Source organism: Kitasatospora sp. NPDC048296 (assembly GCF_043201815.1).
GTDB lineage: Bacteria > Actinomycetota > Actinomycetes > Streptomycetales > Streptomycetaceae > Kitasatospora.
In genome coordinates this window covers 49766-67939 of sequence record NZ_JBICZB010000041.1, presented here as the reverse complement: position 1 = coordinate 67939, position 18174 = coordinate 49766, and the positions used below count along the sequence as shown (strand labels likewise).

General features: G+C 72.0%; 18 protein-coding genes. 10 read left to right on the top strand and 8 right to left on the bottom strand.

Translation table 11 applies throughout. The features are described 5' to 3' along the window. Positions 1 to 165 precede the first annotated feature (165 nt). Complete coding sequence (gene greA, locus ACGF12_RS23555; RefSeq protein WP_380612143.1) at positions 166 to 666, bottom strand: transcription elongation factor GreA; 501 nt, start codon at positions 664 to 666, stop codon at positions 166 to 168. Between the two features lie 275 nt (positions 667 to 941). Beyond that, positions 942 to 1355 (bottom strand): DUF4307 domain-containing protein, encoded by a 414-nt coding sequence (locus tag ACGF12_RS23550; protein ID WP_393033367.1) that lies wholly within the window; start codon positions 1353 to 1355, stop codon positions 942 to 944. A gap of 240 nt (positions 1356 to 1595) precedes the next feature. Here ACGF12_RS23550 and mca point away from each other — a divergent pair, with 240 nt between their 5' ends. From mca to ACGF12_RS23530, 4 genes are all read left to right on the top strand, one after another. Further along, a complete protein-coding gene (gene mca / locus ACGF12_RS23545; protein ID WP_393033364.1) occupies positions 1596 to 2501 on the top strand; it encodes a mycothiol conjugate amidase Mca in 906 nt (301 codons plus the stop codon). 48 nt (positions 2502 to 2549) lie between these two features. Continuing rightward, entirely contained in the window at positions 2550 to 2741 is a 192-nt protein-coding gene (locus ACGF12_RS23540) for a hypothetical protein (protein WP_387623549.1), read from the top strand. A 181-nt stretch (positions 2742 to 2922) separates the two neighbouring features. Further along, entirely contained in the window at positions 2923 to 4965 is a 2043-nt protein-coding gene (locus ACGF12_RS23535) for a thioredoxin domain-containing protein (RefSeq protein ID WP_393033360.1), read from the top strand. Positions 4966 to 5034: 69 nt separating this feature from the next. Next, positions 5035 to 5898: a GNAT family N-acetyltransferase gene (locus ACGF12_RS23530; protein ID WP_393033357.1), complete on the top strand. Its 864-nt coding sequence runs from the start codon at positions 5035 to 5037 to the stop codon at positions 5896 to 5898. A 5-nt stretch (positions 5899 to 5903) separates the two neighbouring features. Here ACGF12_RS23530 and ACGF12_RS23525 read toward each other — a convergent pair whose 3' ends face one another. Beyond that, positions 5904 to 6272 carry a hypothetical protein gene (locus tag ACGF12_RS23525; RefSeq protein WP_393033354.1) on the bottom strand — a complete coding sequence of 123 codons (369 nt, stop codon included), beginning with the start codon at positions 6270 to 6272 and terminating at the stop codon, positions 5904 to 5906. Between the two features lie 87 nt (positions 6273 to 6359). Between ACGF12_RS23525 and ACGF12_RS23520 the strand changes: the two genes are divergently transcribed. Further along, positions 6360 to 8036, top strand: a complete 1677-nt coding sequence (locus tag ACGF12_RS23520; RefSeq protein ID WP_393033351.1) for an alpha/beta hydrolase — start codon at positions 6360 to 6362, stop codon at positions 8034 to 8036. Between the two features lie 44 nt (positions 8037 to 8080). Then, positions 8081 to 8647 carry a hypothetical protein gene (locus ACGF12_RS23515; RefSeq protein WP_393033348.1) on the top strand — a complete coding sequence of 189 codons (567 nt, stop codon included), beginning with the start codon at positions 8081 to 8083 and terminating at the stop codon, positions 8645 to 8647. Between the two features lie 8 nt (positions 8648 to 8655). Here ACGF12_RS23515 and ACGF12_RS23510 read toward each other — a convergent pair whose 3' ends face one another. Continuing rightward, positions 8656 to 9582: a hypothetical protein gene (locus tag ACGF12_RS23510; RefSeq protein WP_393033377.1), complete on the bottom strand. Its 927-nt coding sequence runs from the start codon at positions 9580 to 9582 to the stop codon at positions 8656 to 8658. 263 nt (positions 9583 to 9845) lie between these two features. On the opposite strand from ACGF12_RS23510, the gene ACGF12_RS23505 reads away from it, so the two are divergent. After that, a complete protein-coding gene (locus tag ACGF12_RS23505) occupies positions 9846 to 10502 on the top strand; it encodes a papain-like cysteine protease family protein (protein ID WP_393033345.1) in 657 nt (218 codons plus the stop codon). A gap of 9 nt (positions 10503 to 10511) precedes the next feature. After that, positions 10512 to 11360, top strand: a complete 849-nt coding sequence (locus ACGF12_RS23500) for a hypothetical protein (RefSeq protein WP_393033342.1) — start codon at positions 10512 to 10514, stop codon at positions 11358 to 11360. A 76-nt stretch (positions 11361 to 11436) separates the two neighbouring features. Here ACGF12_RS23500 and ACGF12_RS23495 read toward each other — a convergent pair whose 3' ends face one another. After that, positions 11437 to 12093, bottom strand: coding sequence for a TetR family transcriptional regulator (locus tag ACGF12_RS23495; protein ID WP_393033339.1), 657 nt, complete (start codon positions 12091 to 12093; stop codon positions 11437 to 11439). An 8-nt stretch (positions 12094 to 12101) separates the two neighbouring features. Continuing rightward, the gene (locus ACGF12_RS23490) at positions 12102 to 13709 is read right to left on the bottom strand and encodes an MFS transporter (protein WP_393033336.1); all 1608 of its coding nucleotides are present in this window, start codon (positions 13707 to 13709) and stop codon (positions 12102 to 12104) included. Between the two features lie 303 nt (positions 13710 to 14012). Here ACGF12_RS23490 and ACGF12_RS23485 point away from each other — a divergent pair, with 303 nt between their 5' ends. Continuing rightward, complete coding sequence (locus ACGF12_RS23485) at positions 14013 to 14573, top strand: hypothetical protein (protein WP_393033333.1); 561 nt, start codon at positions 14013 to 14015, stop codon at positions 14571 to 14573. Here the strand turns inward: ACGF12_RS23485 and ACGF12_RS23480 are convergent. After that, positions 14544 to 15236 carry a hemolysin III family protein gene (locus tag ACGF12_RS23480; RefSeq protein ID WP_393033330.1) on the bottom strand — a complete coding sequence of 231 codons (693 nt, stop codon included), beginning with the start codon at positions 15234 to 15236 and terminating at the stop codon, positions 14544 to 14546. The two genes, ACGF12_RS23485 and ACGF12_RS23480, sit on opposite strands and share 30 nt — an antisense overlap. A gap of 285 nt (positions 15237 to 15521) precedes the next feature. Here ACGF12_RS23480 and ACGF12_RS23475 point away from each other — a divergent pair, with 285 nt between their 5' ends. After that, positions 15522 to 17363 (top strand): phosphoenolpyruvate carboxykinase (GTP), encoded by a 1842-nt coding sequence (locus ACGF12_RS23475; protein WP_393033327.1) that lies wholly within the window; start codon positions 15522 to 15524, stop codon positions 17361 to 17363. A 212-nt stretch (positions 17364 to 17575) separates the two neighbouring features. Here ACGF12_RS23475 and ACGF12_RS23470 read toward each other — a convergent pair whose 3' ends face one another. After that, complete coding sequence (locus ACGF12_RS23470) at positions 17576 to 18142, bottom strand: RICIN domain-containing protein (protein WP_393033324.1); 567 nt, start codon at positions 18140 to 18142, stop codon at positions 17576 to 17578. Positions 18143 to 18174 lie beyond the last annotated feature (32 nt).

The following is an 18174-nucleotide window of genomic DNA, read 5'->3' as shown; positions in this document are numbered from 1 at the left end:
GTGACGCCCTCGTCCACGCCGACCCGCCGGGCGGACCCGCTGCCCGTCACCACGCTCGCGCCCGCGCCGTCGGACCCGCCCAGCCAGGCCGCCCCCCCCCCCGCCCCCCCCCCCCCCCCCCCCCCCCCCCCCCCCCCCCCCCCTCGGCGGTGTTCAGGGGCCGGATCAGCCGGCGTGCGGCACGACCTTGACGATCTTCACCATGGCCGGCTTGCCGTTCGGCAGCTCGTAGGTGGCCTCGTCGCCGATCTTCTTGCCGTCGATCGCGCGGCCCAGCGGGGACTGCGGCGAGTAGACGTCCCGGTCGTCGGAGCCCGCGACCTCACGGGAGGCGAGAAGGAACTCCATCAGGTCGTCCTCGTCACCGTCGAAGGCGACCGTGACGACCATGCCCGGGGCCACCACACCCGAGTCGGCCGGGGCCTCGCCGACCTTGGCGCGCTCCAGCAGCTGGGTCAGCTGGCGGATGCGCAGCTCGGTCTTGCCCTGCTCCTCCTTCGCCGCGTGGTAGCCGGCGTTCTCCTTGAGGTCGCCCTCCTCGCGCGCCGCCTCGATCTTCTGGGCGATCTCGATGCGCCAGGTCCCGGTCAGATGGTCCAGCTCGGCCTTGAGCTGGTCGTAGCCGGCCTGAGTGAGCCAGGTCACGTTCTCGCTGGTCTGGGTCACGGGTGCTCCTCGTAGGTGCTGGGGCTGTGCTGAGGGTGTGAGTCGTCAGCAGGGTTGTCGGTGATATCGGTCGTAACTACAAAGCAACGCCCGCTCCCGTACCATCCGGTGCGGAAGGGGCGAAACCACGAGCCTAACAAGTCCTGCCGACAAGCGGGAGAGGCGTCAGTGGGTCATTGACGGCAGTGTTACGCCACGGTGTACAGGAACGGTGTACGGGACTTCCTACGGATGCCCGTTCTCCCGAACGAATATGCGCCCCCGCGCCGTTCCGCCTACTTCGCCGGAGTGCAGCCCAGCAGCTCGGCGGTGGTGCCGCGGGCCGTGGTGCGCAGGGTGACGGTGGCCTCGTAGCTCGACCCGGCCGCCGGGACGGGGAAGTCCGCCACCCCGACCACCGCGTGGTCGTCGCCCTGCGAGCGGACCGTACAGGTGCCCGCCGTCCCGTCGCTCTTGCTCACGGCCAGGTGCAGCTGGACCTCGGTGTCGGAGAGCACCTGGAAGGTCGGCACCGAGCCGTTGATCTTCGACTCGCGCAGCACGTACGAGCCGCCCAGCCAGGCGATCACGCCCAGGGCGAGCACACCGCAGACCGCGCCGACCACCTTCAGGCGGCGGTCCGACTCGCTGTTGCCGCTCCGGCCGTAGCGGCCTTCGGGCAGCTGGGCGGCGGTGCTCTGTGCAGTCATCGGGCTACGTCCTTTCCCGGGGAGGGGCCGCGCGGGCGGTGCGGGGGAATGCGACGCTCCTCCAGTCCGTCACTATAGGAGGGACACGCCCGCGGCCGGTCCGGCGGGGGCGGGGCTCGGCAAGGTCGACCACCGGCCGGTGGCCGGCCTTGCGGTGACGCGGTCCCGAAGTGAGCGGTTCGTACGGTGGGCAGACCGGACTTCGCGGAACGCCCGAACATGTGGAAGGAACGCAAGGCGTTGACTGAGCAGTTGCGACTGATGGCGGTGCACGCCCACCCGGACGACGAGTCCAGCAAGGGCGCGGCCACCATGGCCATGTACGTCGAGCAGGGCGTGGACGTGCTCGTGGCCACCTGCACGGGGGGCGAGCGCGGGTCGGTTCTCAACCCCAAGCTCCAGGGGGACCCGTACATCGAGGAGAACATCCACGAGGTCCGGCGCAAGGAGATGGACGAGGCGCGGGCGATCCTCGGTATCAAGCAGGCCTGGCTGGGCTTCGTCGACTCCGGCCTGCCGGAGGGGGACCCGCTGCCCCCGCTGCCCGAGGGCTGCTTCGCCCTGGAGGACGTCAAGGAGGCGGCCGAGCCGCTGGTCCGGCTGATCCGCGAGTTCAAGCCGCAGGTCATCACGACCTACGACGAGAACGGCGGCTACCCGCATCCGGACCACATCATGACCCACAAGATCACCATGGTGGCCTTCGACGCAGCCGGGGACCCGGACGCGTACCCCGAGGCCGGTGAGCCCTGGCAGCCGCTGAAGCTGTACTACAACCACGGCTTCCCGATGGGCCGCATCCGCGCGCTGCACCAGTACCTCACCGAGCACGGCCTCGACTCCCCGTACGGCGAGTGGATCGCGGGCTGGGAGAAGAGCGGCCGCAAGGAGCGCGAGATCACCACCCGGGTGCGCTGCGACGACTGGTTCGAGACCCGTGACCGCGCGCTGATCGCCCACGCCACCCAGATCGACCCGGACGGGCCGTGGTTCCGCGTCCCGCTGGAGGTCCAGCGCGAGGTCTGGCCCACGGAGGACTACGAGCTCGCCCGTACCCTGATCGATGTGGACCTGCCGGAGGACGACCTGTTCGCCGGTCTGCGCACCCCCACCCTGGTGGCCGAGGCCGCCGACACGCGCGACTGACCCACCCCCGACGGCCCGGCTCGCCGTGAGCCGGGCCACCATAGAGATATGAGCGCCCCCGTGAACTTCGTCCACCTCGCCGCTGACCTCGCCGTCGACGACGCCAAGGTCACCCCCGGTCTCCTCGGCTTCGTCGTCTTCGCCGCGCTCGGCGTGGCGACGTGGTTCCTGGCCAAGTCGATGAACCGGCAGTTCAAGAAGGTCGACTTCGCGGAGGAGCCGGAGGCTCCCAAGGAGTGACCCCCGCTGCGGACCGGCTTCGGTGAGGCCGGTCCGGCGGGCATCCGGTAGCGGGTGTCCGGTAGTGGGCGCCCGGCGGTGGGTGGCGGGTGGCCGGCGGCGGGATCGGCGCGAGCGGGGCCCGGGCTGACGCGTGTCCCGGCTGACACGCGTCAGGGCCCCGATGCGGGAGGATGGGGGCATGCCGAACCGTCTCGCGGACGCGACCTCGCCCTACCTGCTGCAGCACGCCGAGAACCCGGTCGACTGGTGGCCCTGGGGCCCCGAGGCCTTCGCGGAGGCGGAGCGGCGCGGCGTGCCCGTGCTGCTGTCCGTCGGCTACGCAGCCTGCCACTGGTGCCATGTGATGGCCCATGAGAGCTTCGAGGACGCCGAGCTCGCCGGATACCTGAACGAGCGGTTCGTCGCGGTCAAGGTGGACCGGGAGGAGCGGCCCGACGTCGACGCCGTGTACATGGAGGCCGTCCAGGCGGCGACCGGGCAGGGCGGCTGGCCCATGACGGTGTTCCTCACCCCGGCGAAGGAGCCGTTCTACTTCGGCACGTACTTCCCGCCCGAGCCCCGGCACGGGATGCCGTCCTTCCGGCAGGTGCTGGAAGGCGTGGACGCCGCCTGGCGGGACCGCCGCCAGGAGGTCGGCGAGGTCGCCGGGCGGATCCGCGCCGACCTGGCCGAGCGGGCCACCGTCTACTCGACCGGCGTCCACCACCCGCCGGGCGAAGCCGACCTGCACCAGGCGCTGGTCGCCCTCAGCCGGGAGTTCGACCAGAACCGCGGCGGCTTCGGCGGGGCACCCAAGTTCCCGCCGGCCATGGTGATCGAGTTCCTGCTGCGCCACCACGCCCGGACCGGCTCGACGGCGGCACTGGAGATGGCCGTGCGCACCGCGGAGGCGATGGCCCGCGGCGGCATCCACGACCAGCTCGGCGGCGGCTTCGCCCGGTACGCGGTGGATGCCGGCTGGGTGGTGCCGCACTTCGAGAAGATGCTGTACGACAACGCCCTGCTGCTGCGCGCCTACCTGCACCTGTGGCGGGCCACCGGCTCCGGACTCGCCCGCCGGGTCGCGCTCTCCACCGCCGACTTCCTGCTGCGCGAACTCCGCACCCCCGAAGGCGCGTTCGCCTCCGCGCTGGACGCCGACAGCCTGGACGAGGAGACCGGCGCCACCGCCGAGGGCGCCTACTACGTATGGGAGCCCGGCCAGTTGGTCGACCTGCTCGGCCCCGCCGACGCCGCCACCGCCGCCCGGCTGTTCACCGTCACCGCCGACGGCACCTTCGAGCACGGTACCTCCGTACTCCAACTCCTCGCCGACCCCGAGGACTTCACCGAGTACGAGACGATCCGCGCCCGGATGTCCGAGGCCCGGGCCGCCCGCCCCGCCCCGGCCCGCGACGACAAGGTGGTCGCCGCCTGGAACGGCCTCGCCATCGCCGCGCTCGCCGAGACCGGCGCCCTGCTGGAGCGCCCCGACCTCGTCGACGCCGCCGAACGCGCCGCCGACCTGCTGCTCGCCGTCCACCTCACCGCCGACGGGCGACTGCTGCGCACCTCCCGGGACGGTCGGGCCGGCGCCAACGCGGGCGTCCTGGAGGACTACGCCGACACCGCCGAGGGCTTCCTCGCGCTCTACGCCGTCACCGGCGAGACCTCGTGGCTGCAGCTGGCCGGCGGGCTGCTCGACACCGTGCTCAAGCACTTCACCGACGAGACCTCCGGCGCGCTGTACGACACCGCCGACGACGCCGAGGAACTCATCCGCCGCCCGCAGGACCCGACCGACAACGCCACCCCCTCCGGCTGGACCGCCGCCGCCGGCGCCCTGCTGACCTACGCCGCGTACACCGGCTCCGACCGGCACCGCACCGCCGCCGAGCGCGCCCTCGGCATCGTCGGCGCGCTGGCCGGGCGGGCCCCCCGGTTCATCGGCTGGGGCCTGGCCGTCGCCGAAGCCCTGCTGGACGGGCCGCGCGAGATCGCCGTCGTCGGCCCCACCGGGGATCCGGCCACCGCGGCGCTGCGGCGGGCCGCGCTGCTCGGCACGGCGCCGGGCGCCGTCGTCGCGGTGGGGGAGCCCGGGGACACCGACGTCCCCCTGCTCGCGGACCGGCCGCTGGTCGGCGGGGCGCCCGCCGCGTACGTGTGCCGGCACTTCGCCTGCGAGACGCCGGCCACGGATCCGGCGGTGCTCGGTGAGCGGCTCGGGAGGGCGGTCGAGTAGACCCGGTCGGCGTGGTCGGCGGGCGGATAATCGTTGGCGGGAAAGGGTCGGCCGGGGCGAGCATGGGCCATGACTTGGACCCTCAGCACCTCGCTCGACGACTTCCGTGAGCAGGCCGGTGAGTTCCTGGCCGCCCGCTCTGCCGAGAACACCGTCCTGCTCACCATCGCCCACCGACTGGCCGAGGCCGGACTCGACGTGTTCGGGGAACGCCCGCCGGTCTTCGGATGGTGGCAGGCCGAGCCGGGCGGCCCGATCGAGGGCGCCTTCCTCCAGACGCCGCCGTTCGCCCCCAGGCTCTCCGCCATGCCGCAGACCGCGGCCGCCGAGCTGGCGGTGCGGCTGGCCGAGGCCGGAGCCGAGTTCACCGAGGTGGCCGGGGTCAGCGGGGGAGCCGACGCCGTCCGCGCCTTCGGCGAGGCCTGGACGGCGGCCACCGGCACCGAGCAGTCCGTCAGGGTCAGCGAACGCCTCTACCGGCTCGGCGAGTTGACCGACCCGCCGCGCCCGCCGGCCGGCCGCCACCGGCTCGCCGGACCGGCCGACCGGGAGCTGGCGATCCGCTGGCACCAGGAGTTCCTGCTCGAAGTCAAGATTCAACCCCACGACGTGGCAAGGTCGGTGGACGACAGGATCGCGTCCGGCGGCCTCCACCTCTGGGAGGACGCGGGCACCCCGGTCGCCCTGGCCGGCAGTAGCCCGGTGCTCGCCGGGATGTCCCGGATCGGCCCCGTCTACACCCCCGCCGAGCGCCGCGGCCGCGGCTACGCCAGCGCCGTGACCGCCGCCGCATCCGCCCACGTCCTCGGCCTGGGGGCGGAGGAGGTGCTGCTCTACACCGACCTCTCCAACCCGACCAGCAACTCCATCTACCAGCAGATCGGATACCGGCCGGTGGAGGACTGCCTGGTGCTGGACTTCCAGGCGCGGTGACGCGGTTACGCGTCCTTGGTCAGATGGCCGCCGGTCACGCCGACCACCTTCGTCTCGAAGGGGTCGGAGACCGCCTTCGCGGTGGTCGGCGACGGCAGGTGGTCGGCGGTCCGGTAGCCCTGTGCGCAGGTGATCAGGTGGCCGCCGGCCGTCTTCATGTCGTCGGAGAGCCCGTCCAGCAGCGTCTTCCACGCGCTGCTGCACCCCGTCAGCGCCGCCCCGCTCTGCCAGCCGGCGAGGCTCCCGGCGGCCGTGCCGCTGGGCTCCGCCAGCTTCGCGGTCTCGTCGGGGATTTTCCCGGCGACCGTCAGCCCGCTGTTCCCGGCACCGGTCAACTCGCCTGGTTTGACCGTGAATCCCGGATCCTGTCCCATCGGTTCCCCTTGGCCCCCGTGTCGGCTGCGGACGTTATGGTAGCTGTGAGTGTCGCGTTGGACACAGGGCGTACGGGGGGATCAGGAATGGACATCGCAAGCCTGCGAAACGCCAAACCGGCGGACCTCTACACGGCGGCGGGGGCGTACGACACGCTCGCCAAGGCGATGTCGCAGCACGCCACGGACTGGAAGTGCGGGACCGCGGACCGGGTCCACGGTTCCCAGTGGACCGGGCCCACGGCCGACGCCGCGCTCCCGGTACTCGACGGCCTCACCGACAAGATGCGCGCGGCGGTGACCGAGGTCGGCCTCATCGGCAAGGGGATCCGAGACTGTGCCGACGCCATGACGCTCGCCCAGGGCGAGCTCACCCAGGCGCTGTTCGAGGCGCAGACCAAGGGCTTCACGGTCAGCGACACCGGCGCCGTGAGCTGGCCCGCGTCGACCAACCCGTACCAGGCTCCGGACTGGGAGGCCAAGCAGAAGGCGGCTGCCGACGAGATCAGCAAGCAGATCGCCAAGGCCCTGTCCGACGCGGCCGAGGCCGACACCAGCCTGGCCGGCATGCTCAACCTGTTCGCGGGGCACGCCAAGGACAAGTCGGGCCTGGACGAGAAGACGGCCAGTGCCGATGCGTACATGGACCAGTTCGGCGATGCGTCGAATCCGATGTGGCAGCGGAACATGCCCCTCAAGGACGCGCCCCCCACCGAGGTCAACTCCTGGTGGAAGGGGCTCGGCCCGCAGGGCCAGCAGTGGTTCCTCAGCCACCACCCGGAGGTGCTCGGCAACCTCGACGGCGTCCCTGCGGAGGTCCGGGACCAGGTGAACCGCAAGCACCTGAACGACCTGATGGACTCCATCAGGACCAAGCAGAAGCTGGGCCAGCCGCTGGACTCCAGTGACAAGGCGAACCTCGCCCTCTACGGGCCGATCAACGCCCGCCTTGGCGACAGCAAGGGCGATCCGCCGATCTACCTGCTGCGCCTCGGCAGCGAGGGCCAGGGCCGGGCGGTCCTCTCGTTCGGGAACCCGGACACCGCCACCGACATCTCCTCCTACGTGCCGGGAATCACCACCACCATGGCCAGCCTCGGGCCGGGGGAGAACGACGGGACCAACGAGGCGGAGAACGCGCTGAACCTCTACCGCGCCGCGAGCGGCAAGGCTCCGGCCGGCCACTCCGTCGCCTCGGTCGTCTGGCTCGGGTACGACTCGCCGGGGATGGACCTCGGGGCCGCGTCGACGAAGGCGGGCAGGGACGGCGCCCCGGAGTACGCCAAGTTCCTGAGCGGGGTACGGGCGAGCCACGAAGGCACTCAGCCGCCGCACCTCACCTCGGTCGGGCACAGCTACGGTTCGTACCTGGTCGGCCAGGCCACCAAGCTCGCCACCCAGCCGGGCTCGCACTACGTGCCCCCGGACGACGTGGTCTTCATCGGCAGCCCGGGCGTCGGCGTGGACAAGGCCTCCGACCTCAAGATGCCCCCCGGCCACGTCTGGGTCGGTGCCGCCGACAACGACATCGTGACGCACGCCCCGTCGAAGTTCGGCCTCGCCCCGGACGAGCGCTGGTACGGGCGGGACCCGTCGAGCAAGCACTTCGGCGCGAACCGCTTCACCGTCGACGACTGGAGCCGTGGCAACCCCATCGACGCGCACACCAAGTACCTGAACGGGCGGGGCGGGCCCTCGCTGGACAACATCGCGGCCGTCGTCACCGGCAGCGGGGGCGTCAAACTGCAGGGTCAGCGCGGGTGAAGCGGCCGCGACGTGCGCTGGGCTGTTCCGTGGGAGCGGTAGTTGTGCTGGCCACGGGGGTGGGGCTGTTCTACTACGGGTACGGTCCGATGGCACTGATGGACCGGGACTCCGCCCGGAGCGCGCGTGAGGAGAAGGGACAGCTCGACGACACCCTGCAAACCGCCATGGGCTCGGTCAGCCCGTCGCTGAGCTACTTCGGCGGTGTCTACGTCGTGGAGCGCGCTCCGGAGCACGCCGACGGCGAGCCGAGCCTGCGGTCCAGCGTCACGGCCTCGGTCTCCGTCCGGACGAGGGTGGCTCCGGCGAAGGTTCCGGTGCTGCTGGACCGGATGAGGCAGGCCTGGGGTGGGCAGTGCCGACCGGAAGATACCGCGGAATCCGGCGCGAAGCGCTACACGGACCTGAACTGTTCCGGACGCGGAGACACCCTGTTCACGCTCTCGGTGGTCAGTTCCACGACCGACTCGACCGTGCAGGTGCTCATGAGCGCAGAGGCGTTCGGGGTGCGTTACCGGCCCGCCGAGGACTACGGGGCCTCCCCGGTCGGCCCGCAGCTGACCGGGCACGAACCCGCCCCTGACGTCGACGACCCGTACTGGTCGCACTGACCGCCCCCTCACTCCCAGTCCCACCTGATCCCCAGGATGCACGGCCGTACCGCCGTCGCCACCAGGTGCACGCAGCGGTGCCCGTCGAGGGTCAACTCCTCCGTTTCATAGGGCGCTTCGCCCGGCGAGTGCAGGGCGAAGCGGTGGCAGCGCACCGGTAACGCGGCGGGGTGGAAGGTGACCTGGAGGACGTACTGGCCGGCGCCGGAGTTGAAGCCGCGGACGTATTCGCAGCTGGGCTCCGGGGAAGGCGCGTCGTCGAAGCCGTAGCCGAGGAGGTGGGTGTCGCCGGCGCGTAGGCGGCGGTCGAGGAGGAGTTCGGCGGCGAGCAGGTGGTGGGCCCGGTCGCGGCGGATGCGGCCGGGGCGGCAGTTCTCCTCGGCGCGGACGCCGACGCGGGTGATGTCGCTGCCGGGGTCGCCCTGGTAGAGGGCGAGGTAGCGGTCGATGCCGTCGCGGTGGGCGCGTAGGGCGTGCTGGGAGTCGCGGCGGGCGAGTTGGCGGTCGGGGCCGATGCGGATGCGTTCGATGTGGGTGATGGTGTGGAGGCCGGTGTCGCGGGGGCTGGCCAGGGTGGTGAGCAGGTCGTCGACGGCGGTGGGTGGGGAGATCAGGTCGCGGTAGGGGCGGACCGGGGGGCCGGTGGTGACGGCGGCGCGGCGGGGACCGAGCAGTCGGGTGAGGGAGTGGTGGGGCAGGTCGAGGACTTCTTCCAGGGCGGCGACGGCGCGCAGTGATTCGGGGCGTTCCGGGCGGCGGCGGCCTTGCTGCCAGTAGCTGAGGCTGGTGACTCCGACGTGGACGCCGCGTAGTGCGAGGTGGCGGCGGATGCGGTGGAGGGCGAGGCCGCGGGCGGCGATGGCGGTGCGCAGGGCGAGATGGAAGGGGCCGGTGCGCAGGGCGGCGGCGAGGTCGGCGGGGTCGCTCCGGTGGATGTCGGCCTCCTGAGGGGCGGTCTCGGAACCGGGTTTTGACCGTGAATATTCACATCGGTTCGCCGGTTTGTCACCGGTCCGGGCAGGCGGCGCTGCGGTTTCCCGGGCGCCGTTCACATCCGGGCCGGTCCGTTCACACCTGAACTCGGGCCGGAGCGAAGCCCGTTGACCAGCCTCCGACAACGGCGCGATGCTCGGGGCGCGATCCGGACCGCGCCCCCACACAGCACTTCGCAACGCTCGTGCAAGGAGGCATTTCCCCCATGCCAGTTCCACGGATACGACTGCGCCGCGCGGTCTCCCTGCTCGCCCTCGGCGTGCTGGGCCCGGCGCTGACCGCCGCGGTGAGCACCCCCGCGGCCGCCGCCCCCACGCAGGACCGGGCTCCGGCGCAGGTCCGCCGGGCGGCCGAGCCCGGCAGCACGGCCGATCTGGCCGGCACGTTCAAGAAGCTCAACATCTCCATGCAGCAGCAACAGCAGACCAACTGGTGCTGGGCGGCGAGCGGGAACACCATCGCCACCTGGTTCGGCTACGACTACAGCCAGAACCAGTTCTGCAACGCCGCGTTCGGCCGCTCGATCGACTCCAGCTGCCCCAACAGCCAGGCCACGCTGGCCGATGTGCAGAACGGGCTGGACTGGGTGGGTATCACCCCGGGCTCGTACGTCACCGGCTACCTGCGCTACGGCACGGTGCAGTCGGAGGTGGACGCCAACCGGCCGATCGAGACCCGGATCCAGTGGAGTTCGGGCGGCGGGCACATGCACGTCCTGTACGGCTACGACACCGGCAACAACTGGGTCTACTGGGGCGACCCGTGGCCGTCCAACTACCGCTACAACTGGGCGGATTACTGGTACTACGTGAACAACGACACGTTCTCGTGGACCCACTCCCTGTACCGGATCGGCGCGTGAGGGGCGACCATGACCGAGCTCAGCAAGGCCCGTCGGGCCGCCGTGACCGCCCTGTTCGCCGCCGGCCTCGCGCTGGCACCGGCCCCGGCCGCGCAGGCCGACTCCCCGAGGGACGCCGCCCCTGAACCGGTGCCCGCCGCAGACCTGGCCCAGGCGCGCGGCGCGGTCCAGGACCCCGCGGTGCTGGACAAGGTGGGGCACTTCTTCGCCCGCAAGGGCGTCCCGCCGACCCGGCAGCTGACCATCGGCGCCGCCGAGGAGGCGAGGGCGGCGAGCGATTCCGCGCCCCGGCTGGCCGGGGACACCGTGCCGGTCTACACCCTGGACGCCGGTTTCGTGGCCGGCACCCCGGGCGCGCCGGTGGCGAAGGCCGCGTTCACGGCGAGCAAGGTGGTCGCGGCGGACGGGCAGACCGCCTCGGTCTGGACGGTCCGTCAGGGTGACGCCTGGCGGGTGGTCAACATCGCCTCCGGCGGCGACGAGAGCGACTACGCGGCGAAGGCGGCGGACAGCGGCGGGGGCACGGCCTTCCGCGAGCCGCAGGTCAACGCCTGGTACGTGCTGCGTGACGGCCGGGTGCTGCCGCTGGACGAGGAGGCGAAGCGCTCGGTGGGCGCGGGCGGGCTGTCGTTGGCCGCGTACCAGCAGCTGGTGCACCAGCGGTACGGGGACAAGCTGCCCGGTTCGGCGTACGACCGGGCGGGCGAGGGCGGCGGCTACCGGGTGGACGCCGCGCCGCAGCGGGAGGCGGCGGGCAGCGGCTCGGAGCTGCCGGCCGTGACGGCGGCCGCGGCGCTGGGCGCCACCGCGCTGGTGGGCGCGGGCGCCGTGCTGCGGCGGAGGCGGAGCGGCCGCTGACGCCGGGCGGGGTCCGGCCGGTCGGGCCCCGCCCCTTCCTCTTCCTCAGGCCAGGGCTCACACCCCGGCGTAGGGCTCACACCCCCGCGAAGCCGCTCCCGAGCAGCGCGAAGGTGTGGTCGACCAGGTCCGCGATGTCCTCCCGGCCGTCGGCTGCGGCCCACTGCAGCACGGCCTCGGTGGTGGCGGCGCCGATGGCGGCGGCCGTGACCCGCATGTCGTAGGTGGGTTCCTCGACGCCGGCCCGCCGGGTGAGGACAAAGAGGTAGAGCTCCCGCGGGCTGTTGCCGGAGCGGTCGAGGCCGGCGCGCAGCGCGGGGACCTCGGTGACCAGCCGCATCCGGGTCAGCAGCTCCTGGCGTTCGTGCTGGAGCAGGGCGCGGATCAGGTCGATGATCGCCTCCCGGCAGGAGGTGAGGAAGGGCTCGTCGGCGGGGCGGGCCAGCAGGGCGGAGACCATCGCCGGGTCGTACTCGTCGGAGAGGACGAGATCCTCCTTGGTGGCGAAGTAGCGGAAGAAGGTGGACGGCGAGATCTCGGCGGCGGCGGCGATCTGCTCCACCGTGGTGTTCTCGTAGCCCTGCTCGGAGATCAGCCGGTAGGCCTCGCGGCGGATGGTCTGCCGGGTCTTCAGCTTCTTGCGCTCGCGCAGCGACAGCGGCGCCTCCAACAGCGCCTGGACCGGGTTGGTCGGGGCGTCCGGGAGGGCCGCGGTCGGCTGCTTGGGAGTCATGGCGACGATTATCGGCGATCTCCGGCGGCGACGTGTTCGGGCGCGGCCGCGGCCGCGTCGGCATCCCCGCCGACATGCATGCCGGCATCCCCGCCGGCCGGCATCCGGGCCGCGACCAGCACCGCTGAGACCACCGCGACCAGCCCGGAGACCAGTAGCACCACCGTCATCCCGTGCACGTACGCCGCGTGCGCGGAGGCGCTGAGCGAAGGATGTCCGGAGGCCCGGGCGACGGCGTCGGCGGCGACCACCGACTTCCCGGCCCGGTGCGCGGCCTCGGCCGGCAGTCCACCGGTGTCCAGCGCGCCCCGGTAGGCGCCGGTGAGCAGGCTGCCGAAGGCGGCGATGCCGATCGCACCGCCGACCTGCCGCAGGGTCTGGAGCAGTCCGGAGCCGACCCCGGCCTTGGCGGGCGGCAGGGTGACCAGGGCGGAGGCCTGGGCGGTGATCAGCGACAGGCCCATGCCGAGGCCCAGGACGGTGAGCCAGACCGCGGCCCGCCCGTACCCGTCGGTGGGGCCGGTCCGGCTGCCGAACAGCAGCGCGCCGCCGAGCAGGGCCAGGCCGAGGGTGATCACGGCACGGGCGCCGATCCGGCTGACCAGCCGGTCGGTGAGCTTGGCGGCGACCAACAGGCCGAGCATCATCGGCATCAGCCGCAGTCCGGAGCCGAGGGCGTCCGTGCCGAGCACGCTCTGGAAGTAGAGGGGCAGCACGAAGAAGGCGCCGAACAGGACGAGCGAGATCAGCGTGGCCGCGACGGCGGACCAGCGGAAGGCCCGGTCGGCGAGCAGGGCGAGGTCGAGCATCGGGTCGCGCCGGCGGCGGCTGCGCAGCACCAGCGCGGTGAGCAGGGGCACCGAGCCGACCAGGGTGGTGACCACCGCCGGGTCCCCCCAGCCGGCGTCGGCGCCCTCGATGATGCCGTAGGTGAGCGCGCTCAGCCCGGCGGCGGCGAGCGCGGTGCCGGGCAGGTCCATCCGGGGTGCGGCGGGGTTGCGGCTCTCTGGCAGCAGCAGGACGCAGGCGACGATGCCGATCGCGGTCAGCGGGACGTTGATCGCGAAGACCGCGCCCCACCAGAAGTGCTGCAGCAGGAAGCCGCCGATGAGCGGCCCGAGCGGGGCGCCGGCGGCGAGCGAGGCGGCCAGGACGGCGGTGGCCCGGCGCTGTTCGGCGGCGGGGAAGAGCCCGGGGATGACCGCCATCGACATCGGCATGACGAGTGCGCCGGCCAGTCCCATTCCGGTGCGGGCGGCGATCAGGGTGCCGGGGGAGTCGGCGAGCATGCCGACGACGGAGGCGAGTGCGAACAGGGCGAGGCCGGTGGTGAGGGTGCGGCGGCGGCCGTACCTGTCGCCGAGCAGTCCGGCCGGGAGCATCGCGGCGGCGAACACCACGGTGTAGGCATCGACGATCCACTGCTGCTGCCCGGTGTCGGCCTGTAACTGCGAGGCCAGGGTGGGCAGGGCGACGTTGAGGATCGTCATGTCGAAGCTGATCACCAGGACGCTGAGGGCGACGGCGACCAGGGCGAGCCGGCGGCGGGGGTCGGCGACCCCGGCGGTGGTGGCGGAAGCGGGCGGAGCGGTGGGCACGGTGACCTCCAGAGCCATTCGAAAGGGAGTCACTTTCAAATGACAGTAACTCTCAAAAGATGGCAACCGTCAACATGACTCCGCACCGTAGGCGCGTAGTTGTATCGACACGGTCCGTGATGTGTCCTGGAAGTGCTGCTTCCGCACGCGGAATTGACGCAACGTTGATCTGTCGTTCGCCGCCCGGAGGCAGTCCCGAGTGACTGTCGGTAGATACCATGTGGCAATCGGTCAGTGCCGGCCGACGCACGCCGAGAGCGGAGAAGGGGTGGGGCGGCAGGAGCCGACCACGAGCCCGGCGCCGGGAAAGGGGAAGCCGAAGTGGCCGACAGTGACGACAGGCAGGCGAGTGCCCAGGTGTGGGGCGCGGCCGTGGTGGTGGGTTCCGCGCTGGCCGTGGTCGCGGCCTATCTGATCAACGGCGCCGCGCTGGTCCTCGGGGTCGCCGGGGCCGAGGTGCTGCTGCTCATGGTGTACGTCGCGCGCCGCTGGCGCGCCCTGCACCAGCAGGCCTCCCCGGCCGGGCACCGTCCGCGGCGCGGCACCCCGCACGCGGCACACTGCGAGCGCTGTCGCCGGGCGCGCGAGGCGCTGGACGCGCGGGAGACGCGTGGGCGGGGCGCGAAGGCCGCCCGCGCCGCGGGCCGGGAGTCCGGGTCGGAGTTCGCGCCGGAGTTCGCGCCGCCGTCGGTCGAGCCCGCGCAGGTCCGGCAGCCGGAGTCCGGCGCCGCCGACCACCCGTCGTACCCGCACCGCTCGCAGGGCCGGGCCCCGTACGAGCGCCCCTGGACGGCGGAACGGGCGGCCGCCCGGTCCGTGGACCGTTCGACCGCCCGTCGGAACGCGCCGGGTTCAGCCGGCCGTGCTGTACGCCACCAGTGAGACGCCGACGTACTGCACGATGAAGGCTCCGAGGGTGAAGGCGTGGAACACCTCGTGGAAGCCGAACCAGCGCGGTGAGGGGTCGGGCCGCTTGAGCCCGTACACCACGCCGCCGATGCTGTAGAGCACCCCGCCGACGATCATCAGCACCAGGACGGCGACCCCGCCGGTGCGCAGGAAGTCCGGCAGGAAGAACGCGGCGGCCCAGCCCAGCGCTATGTACACCGGCGTGTACAGCCAGCGCGGCGCGCCGACCCAGAACACCCGGAAGGCGATCCCGGCGAGCGCCCCGCCCCAGACCGCCCAGAGCAGCACCTGCTGGCTGTTGCCCTTGAGCAGCAGGATCGTGAACGGCGTGTAGGTGCCCGCGATGATCAGGAAGATGTTCGAGTGGTCCAGCCGGCGCAGGACGGCGTCCCCGCGCGGGCCCCAGTTGAAGCGGTGGTAGACCGCGCTGACCCCGAACAGCATCCAGGCGCTGACCGAGTAGATCGCGCAGGCGATCTTGGCGGGTGTGGAGCCGGCCAGGCAGATCAGCACGATCCCGGCGGCGACCGTGGCGGGGAACATCCCGGCGTGCAGCCAGCCGCGCCACTTCGGCTTGCCCTCCCTGTTCTCGGCAGGGCCCTCCGGGAGGCGCTCGGCGAGCGCGGCAGCAGTCATGCGCAGCATGCTACCCGCTACCTACGCATCCGTAGGTTACTGGCGCGTAGTGAAGTGGTGATCATCACTCTTAGACGTTTTGGAGCATTTGGAGTGTGGCGCCGCGCACTCCGGCCCCTCCGTGAGCGACCTGCTACTGGCCGGTAATCGTACTTACTGTAGTAAAAGATGCGTCAATTTCGCCGATGCGCCGCATTCAGGCCCGGAGGCCGGGGCTACGCTGCAAGCACCCTCAGACCCCCGCAACGCCGTCTCCTCGCCGAGTCGGCGTGAAACGGAGCGATCGTGTCGTACGAGATCTCTGCTCTCAGCGCATCCGCGCCCACCCGCCACAAGCAGCTGCTCGCTTGGGTGAGCGAGATCGCCGAGCTCACCCAGCCGGCCCACATCGAGTGGTGCGACGGCTCCGACGAGGAGTACCAGCGCCTCGCGGACCTGCTGGTGGCTCAGGGCACCTTCAAGAAGCTGAACGAGGAGAAGCGCCCCAACTCCTACTACGCCGCCTCGGACCCGTCCGACGTGGCGCGCGTGGAGGACCGCACCTTCATCTGCTCCGAGCAGGAGAAGGACGCCGGCCCGACCAACCACTGGAAGGCCCCCGCCGAGATGCGGGAGATCTTCCAGGGCGAGCAGGGCCTGTTCCGCGGCGCGATGAAGGGCCGCACGATGTACGTCGTGCCCTTCTCGATGGGCCCGGTCGGCTCCCCGCTGGCCGCGTACGGCGTCGAGATCACCGACTCCGCCTACGTCGCGGTGTCGATGCGCGTGATGACCCGCATGGGCCAGGCCGTGCTCGACCAGCTCGGCGAGGACGGGGACTTCGTCAAGGCCGTGCACACCGTCGGCGCCCCGCTGGCCGAGGGCCAGGCGGACGTGCCGTGGCCGTGCAACAGCACCAAGTACATCTCGCACTTCCCGGAGACCAAGGAGATCTGGTCCTTCGGCTCCGGCTACGGCGGCAACGCCCTGCTCGGCAAGAAGTGCTACGCGCTGCGCATCGCCTCGACCATGGCCCGCGACGAGGGCTGGCTGGCCGAGCACATGCTGATCCTGAAGCTCACCCCGCCGGCCGGCTCCGCGGGCGAGGCGGAGCCGAAGTACGTCGCGGCCGCCTTCCCGTCGGCCTGTGGCAAGACCAACCTGGCCATGCTCCAGCCGACCGTCCCGGGCTGGAAGGTCGAGACGATCGGCGACGACATCGCCTGGATGCGCTTCGGCGAGGACGGCCGCCTGTACGCCATCAACCCCGAGGCCGGCTTCTTCGGCGTCGCCCCCGGCACCGGCGTGGACACCAACGCCAACGCCATCGAAACCCTCTGGGGCAACACCGTCTTCACCAACGTCGCCCTCACCGACGACGGCGACGTGTGGTGGGAGGGCCTGACCGAGGAGCCCCCGGCGCACCTGATCGACTGGCGCGGCAACGACTGGACCCCCGAGTCCGGCACCCCCGCCGCCCACCCGAACGCCCGCTTCGCCGTCCCGGCCGCGCAGTGCCCGACCATCGCCCCGGAGTGGGAGGACCAGGCGGGCGTGCCGATCTCGGCGATCCTGTTCGGCGGCCGCCGCGCCACCGCCGTCCCGCTGGTGACCGAGTCCTTCGACTGGCAGCACGGCGTCTTCCTCGGCGCCAACATCGCCTCCGAGAAGACCGCCGCCGCCGAGGGCACCGTCGGCGAGCTGCGCCGCGACCCGTTCGCGATGCTGCCGTTCTGCGGCTACAACATGGGCGACTACTTCGCCCACTGGCTGAAGGTCGGCGCCCAGGCGGACGCCGCCAAGCTGCCGAAGATCTACTACGTCAACTGGTTCCGCAAGAACGCCGAGGGCAAGTTCGTCTGGCCCGGCTACGGCGAGAACAGCCGCGTGCTCAAGTGGATCGTCGAGCGGCTGGAGGGCAAGGCCGAGGGCGTCGAGACCCCGATCGGCGTGCTGCCGACGGTCGACGGCTTCGACCTCGGTGACCTGAAGCTGTCCGAGGAGGACCTCGACCTGCTCTTCACCGTGGACGCCGACATCTGGCGCCAGGAGGCCGCGCTGGTGCCGGCCCACCTGGAGCTGTTCGGCGACCACACCCCGAAGGAGCTGTGGGACGAGTACCGGAGCCTGGTCGCGCGCCTCGGCTGAGCCTGAGCCTCAACCGAGCGAGAGGTGGGCGCGCGGCACGAACCGCGCGCCCGCCGAGTGACAGGACGGCCGGAGTTCCGCCGGGCGGTCTTTCCCCGACCAAGGAGACCGCCCGGGCCGGGACTCCGGCCGTAGTGTTTTTCAGGACCGTTCTCCAGCACCGTGTTTCAGCGCCGCTCTTCGGCGCCTCGTCCGGCGCCGCCGCAGCGCGGTCAGAGGCGGGTGATCGCGGTGATCCAGGCCTGGTTGCCCTGGCAGACGCCCGCGGTGGACCCCTGCCACTGGCGGGCCGGGGCGCCGTTGTCGGTGCGCCAGTCGGCGATCTCCAGCAGGAAGGCCGAGTTGAGGTTGGTCAGACCGAGCTCATTGTTCGGGCCGATGGCGCCGGAGTAGTTCCAGCCCTGGTTCCAGCCGCCGGTGCACTCCCACTGGCGGGCGGGGGCGCCGTTGTCGGTGCGCCAGTCCGCGATCTCCAGGCACTTCCCGGAGTTGTGGTTGACCAGCATCATGATGCCGTTGGCCAGCCGGTAGTCCCAGCGCTGGTTGGCGCCGCCGGTGCAGTCCCACTGGCGGGCGGGGGCGCCGTCGTCGGTGCGCCAGTCCGCGATCTCCAGGCACTTGCCGGAGTTGGCGTTCACGAGGGTGCTCGACGTCGGCGTGCGGAAGCCGCCGCTGTACGCGGTGGCGGGCGTGGCCGGCAGGGCGGTGGTCAGCGCGACGGCGGCGACGGAGACGGCTGCGGCGGCGCGGGCAGGGGTGAGCGGAATGCGGATGGTCAAGTCGGGCCGGTCCCTTGCGGAGGAGTGGGGGC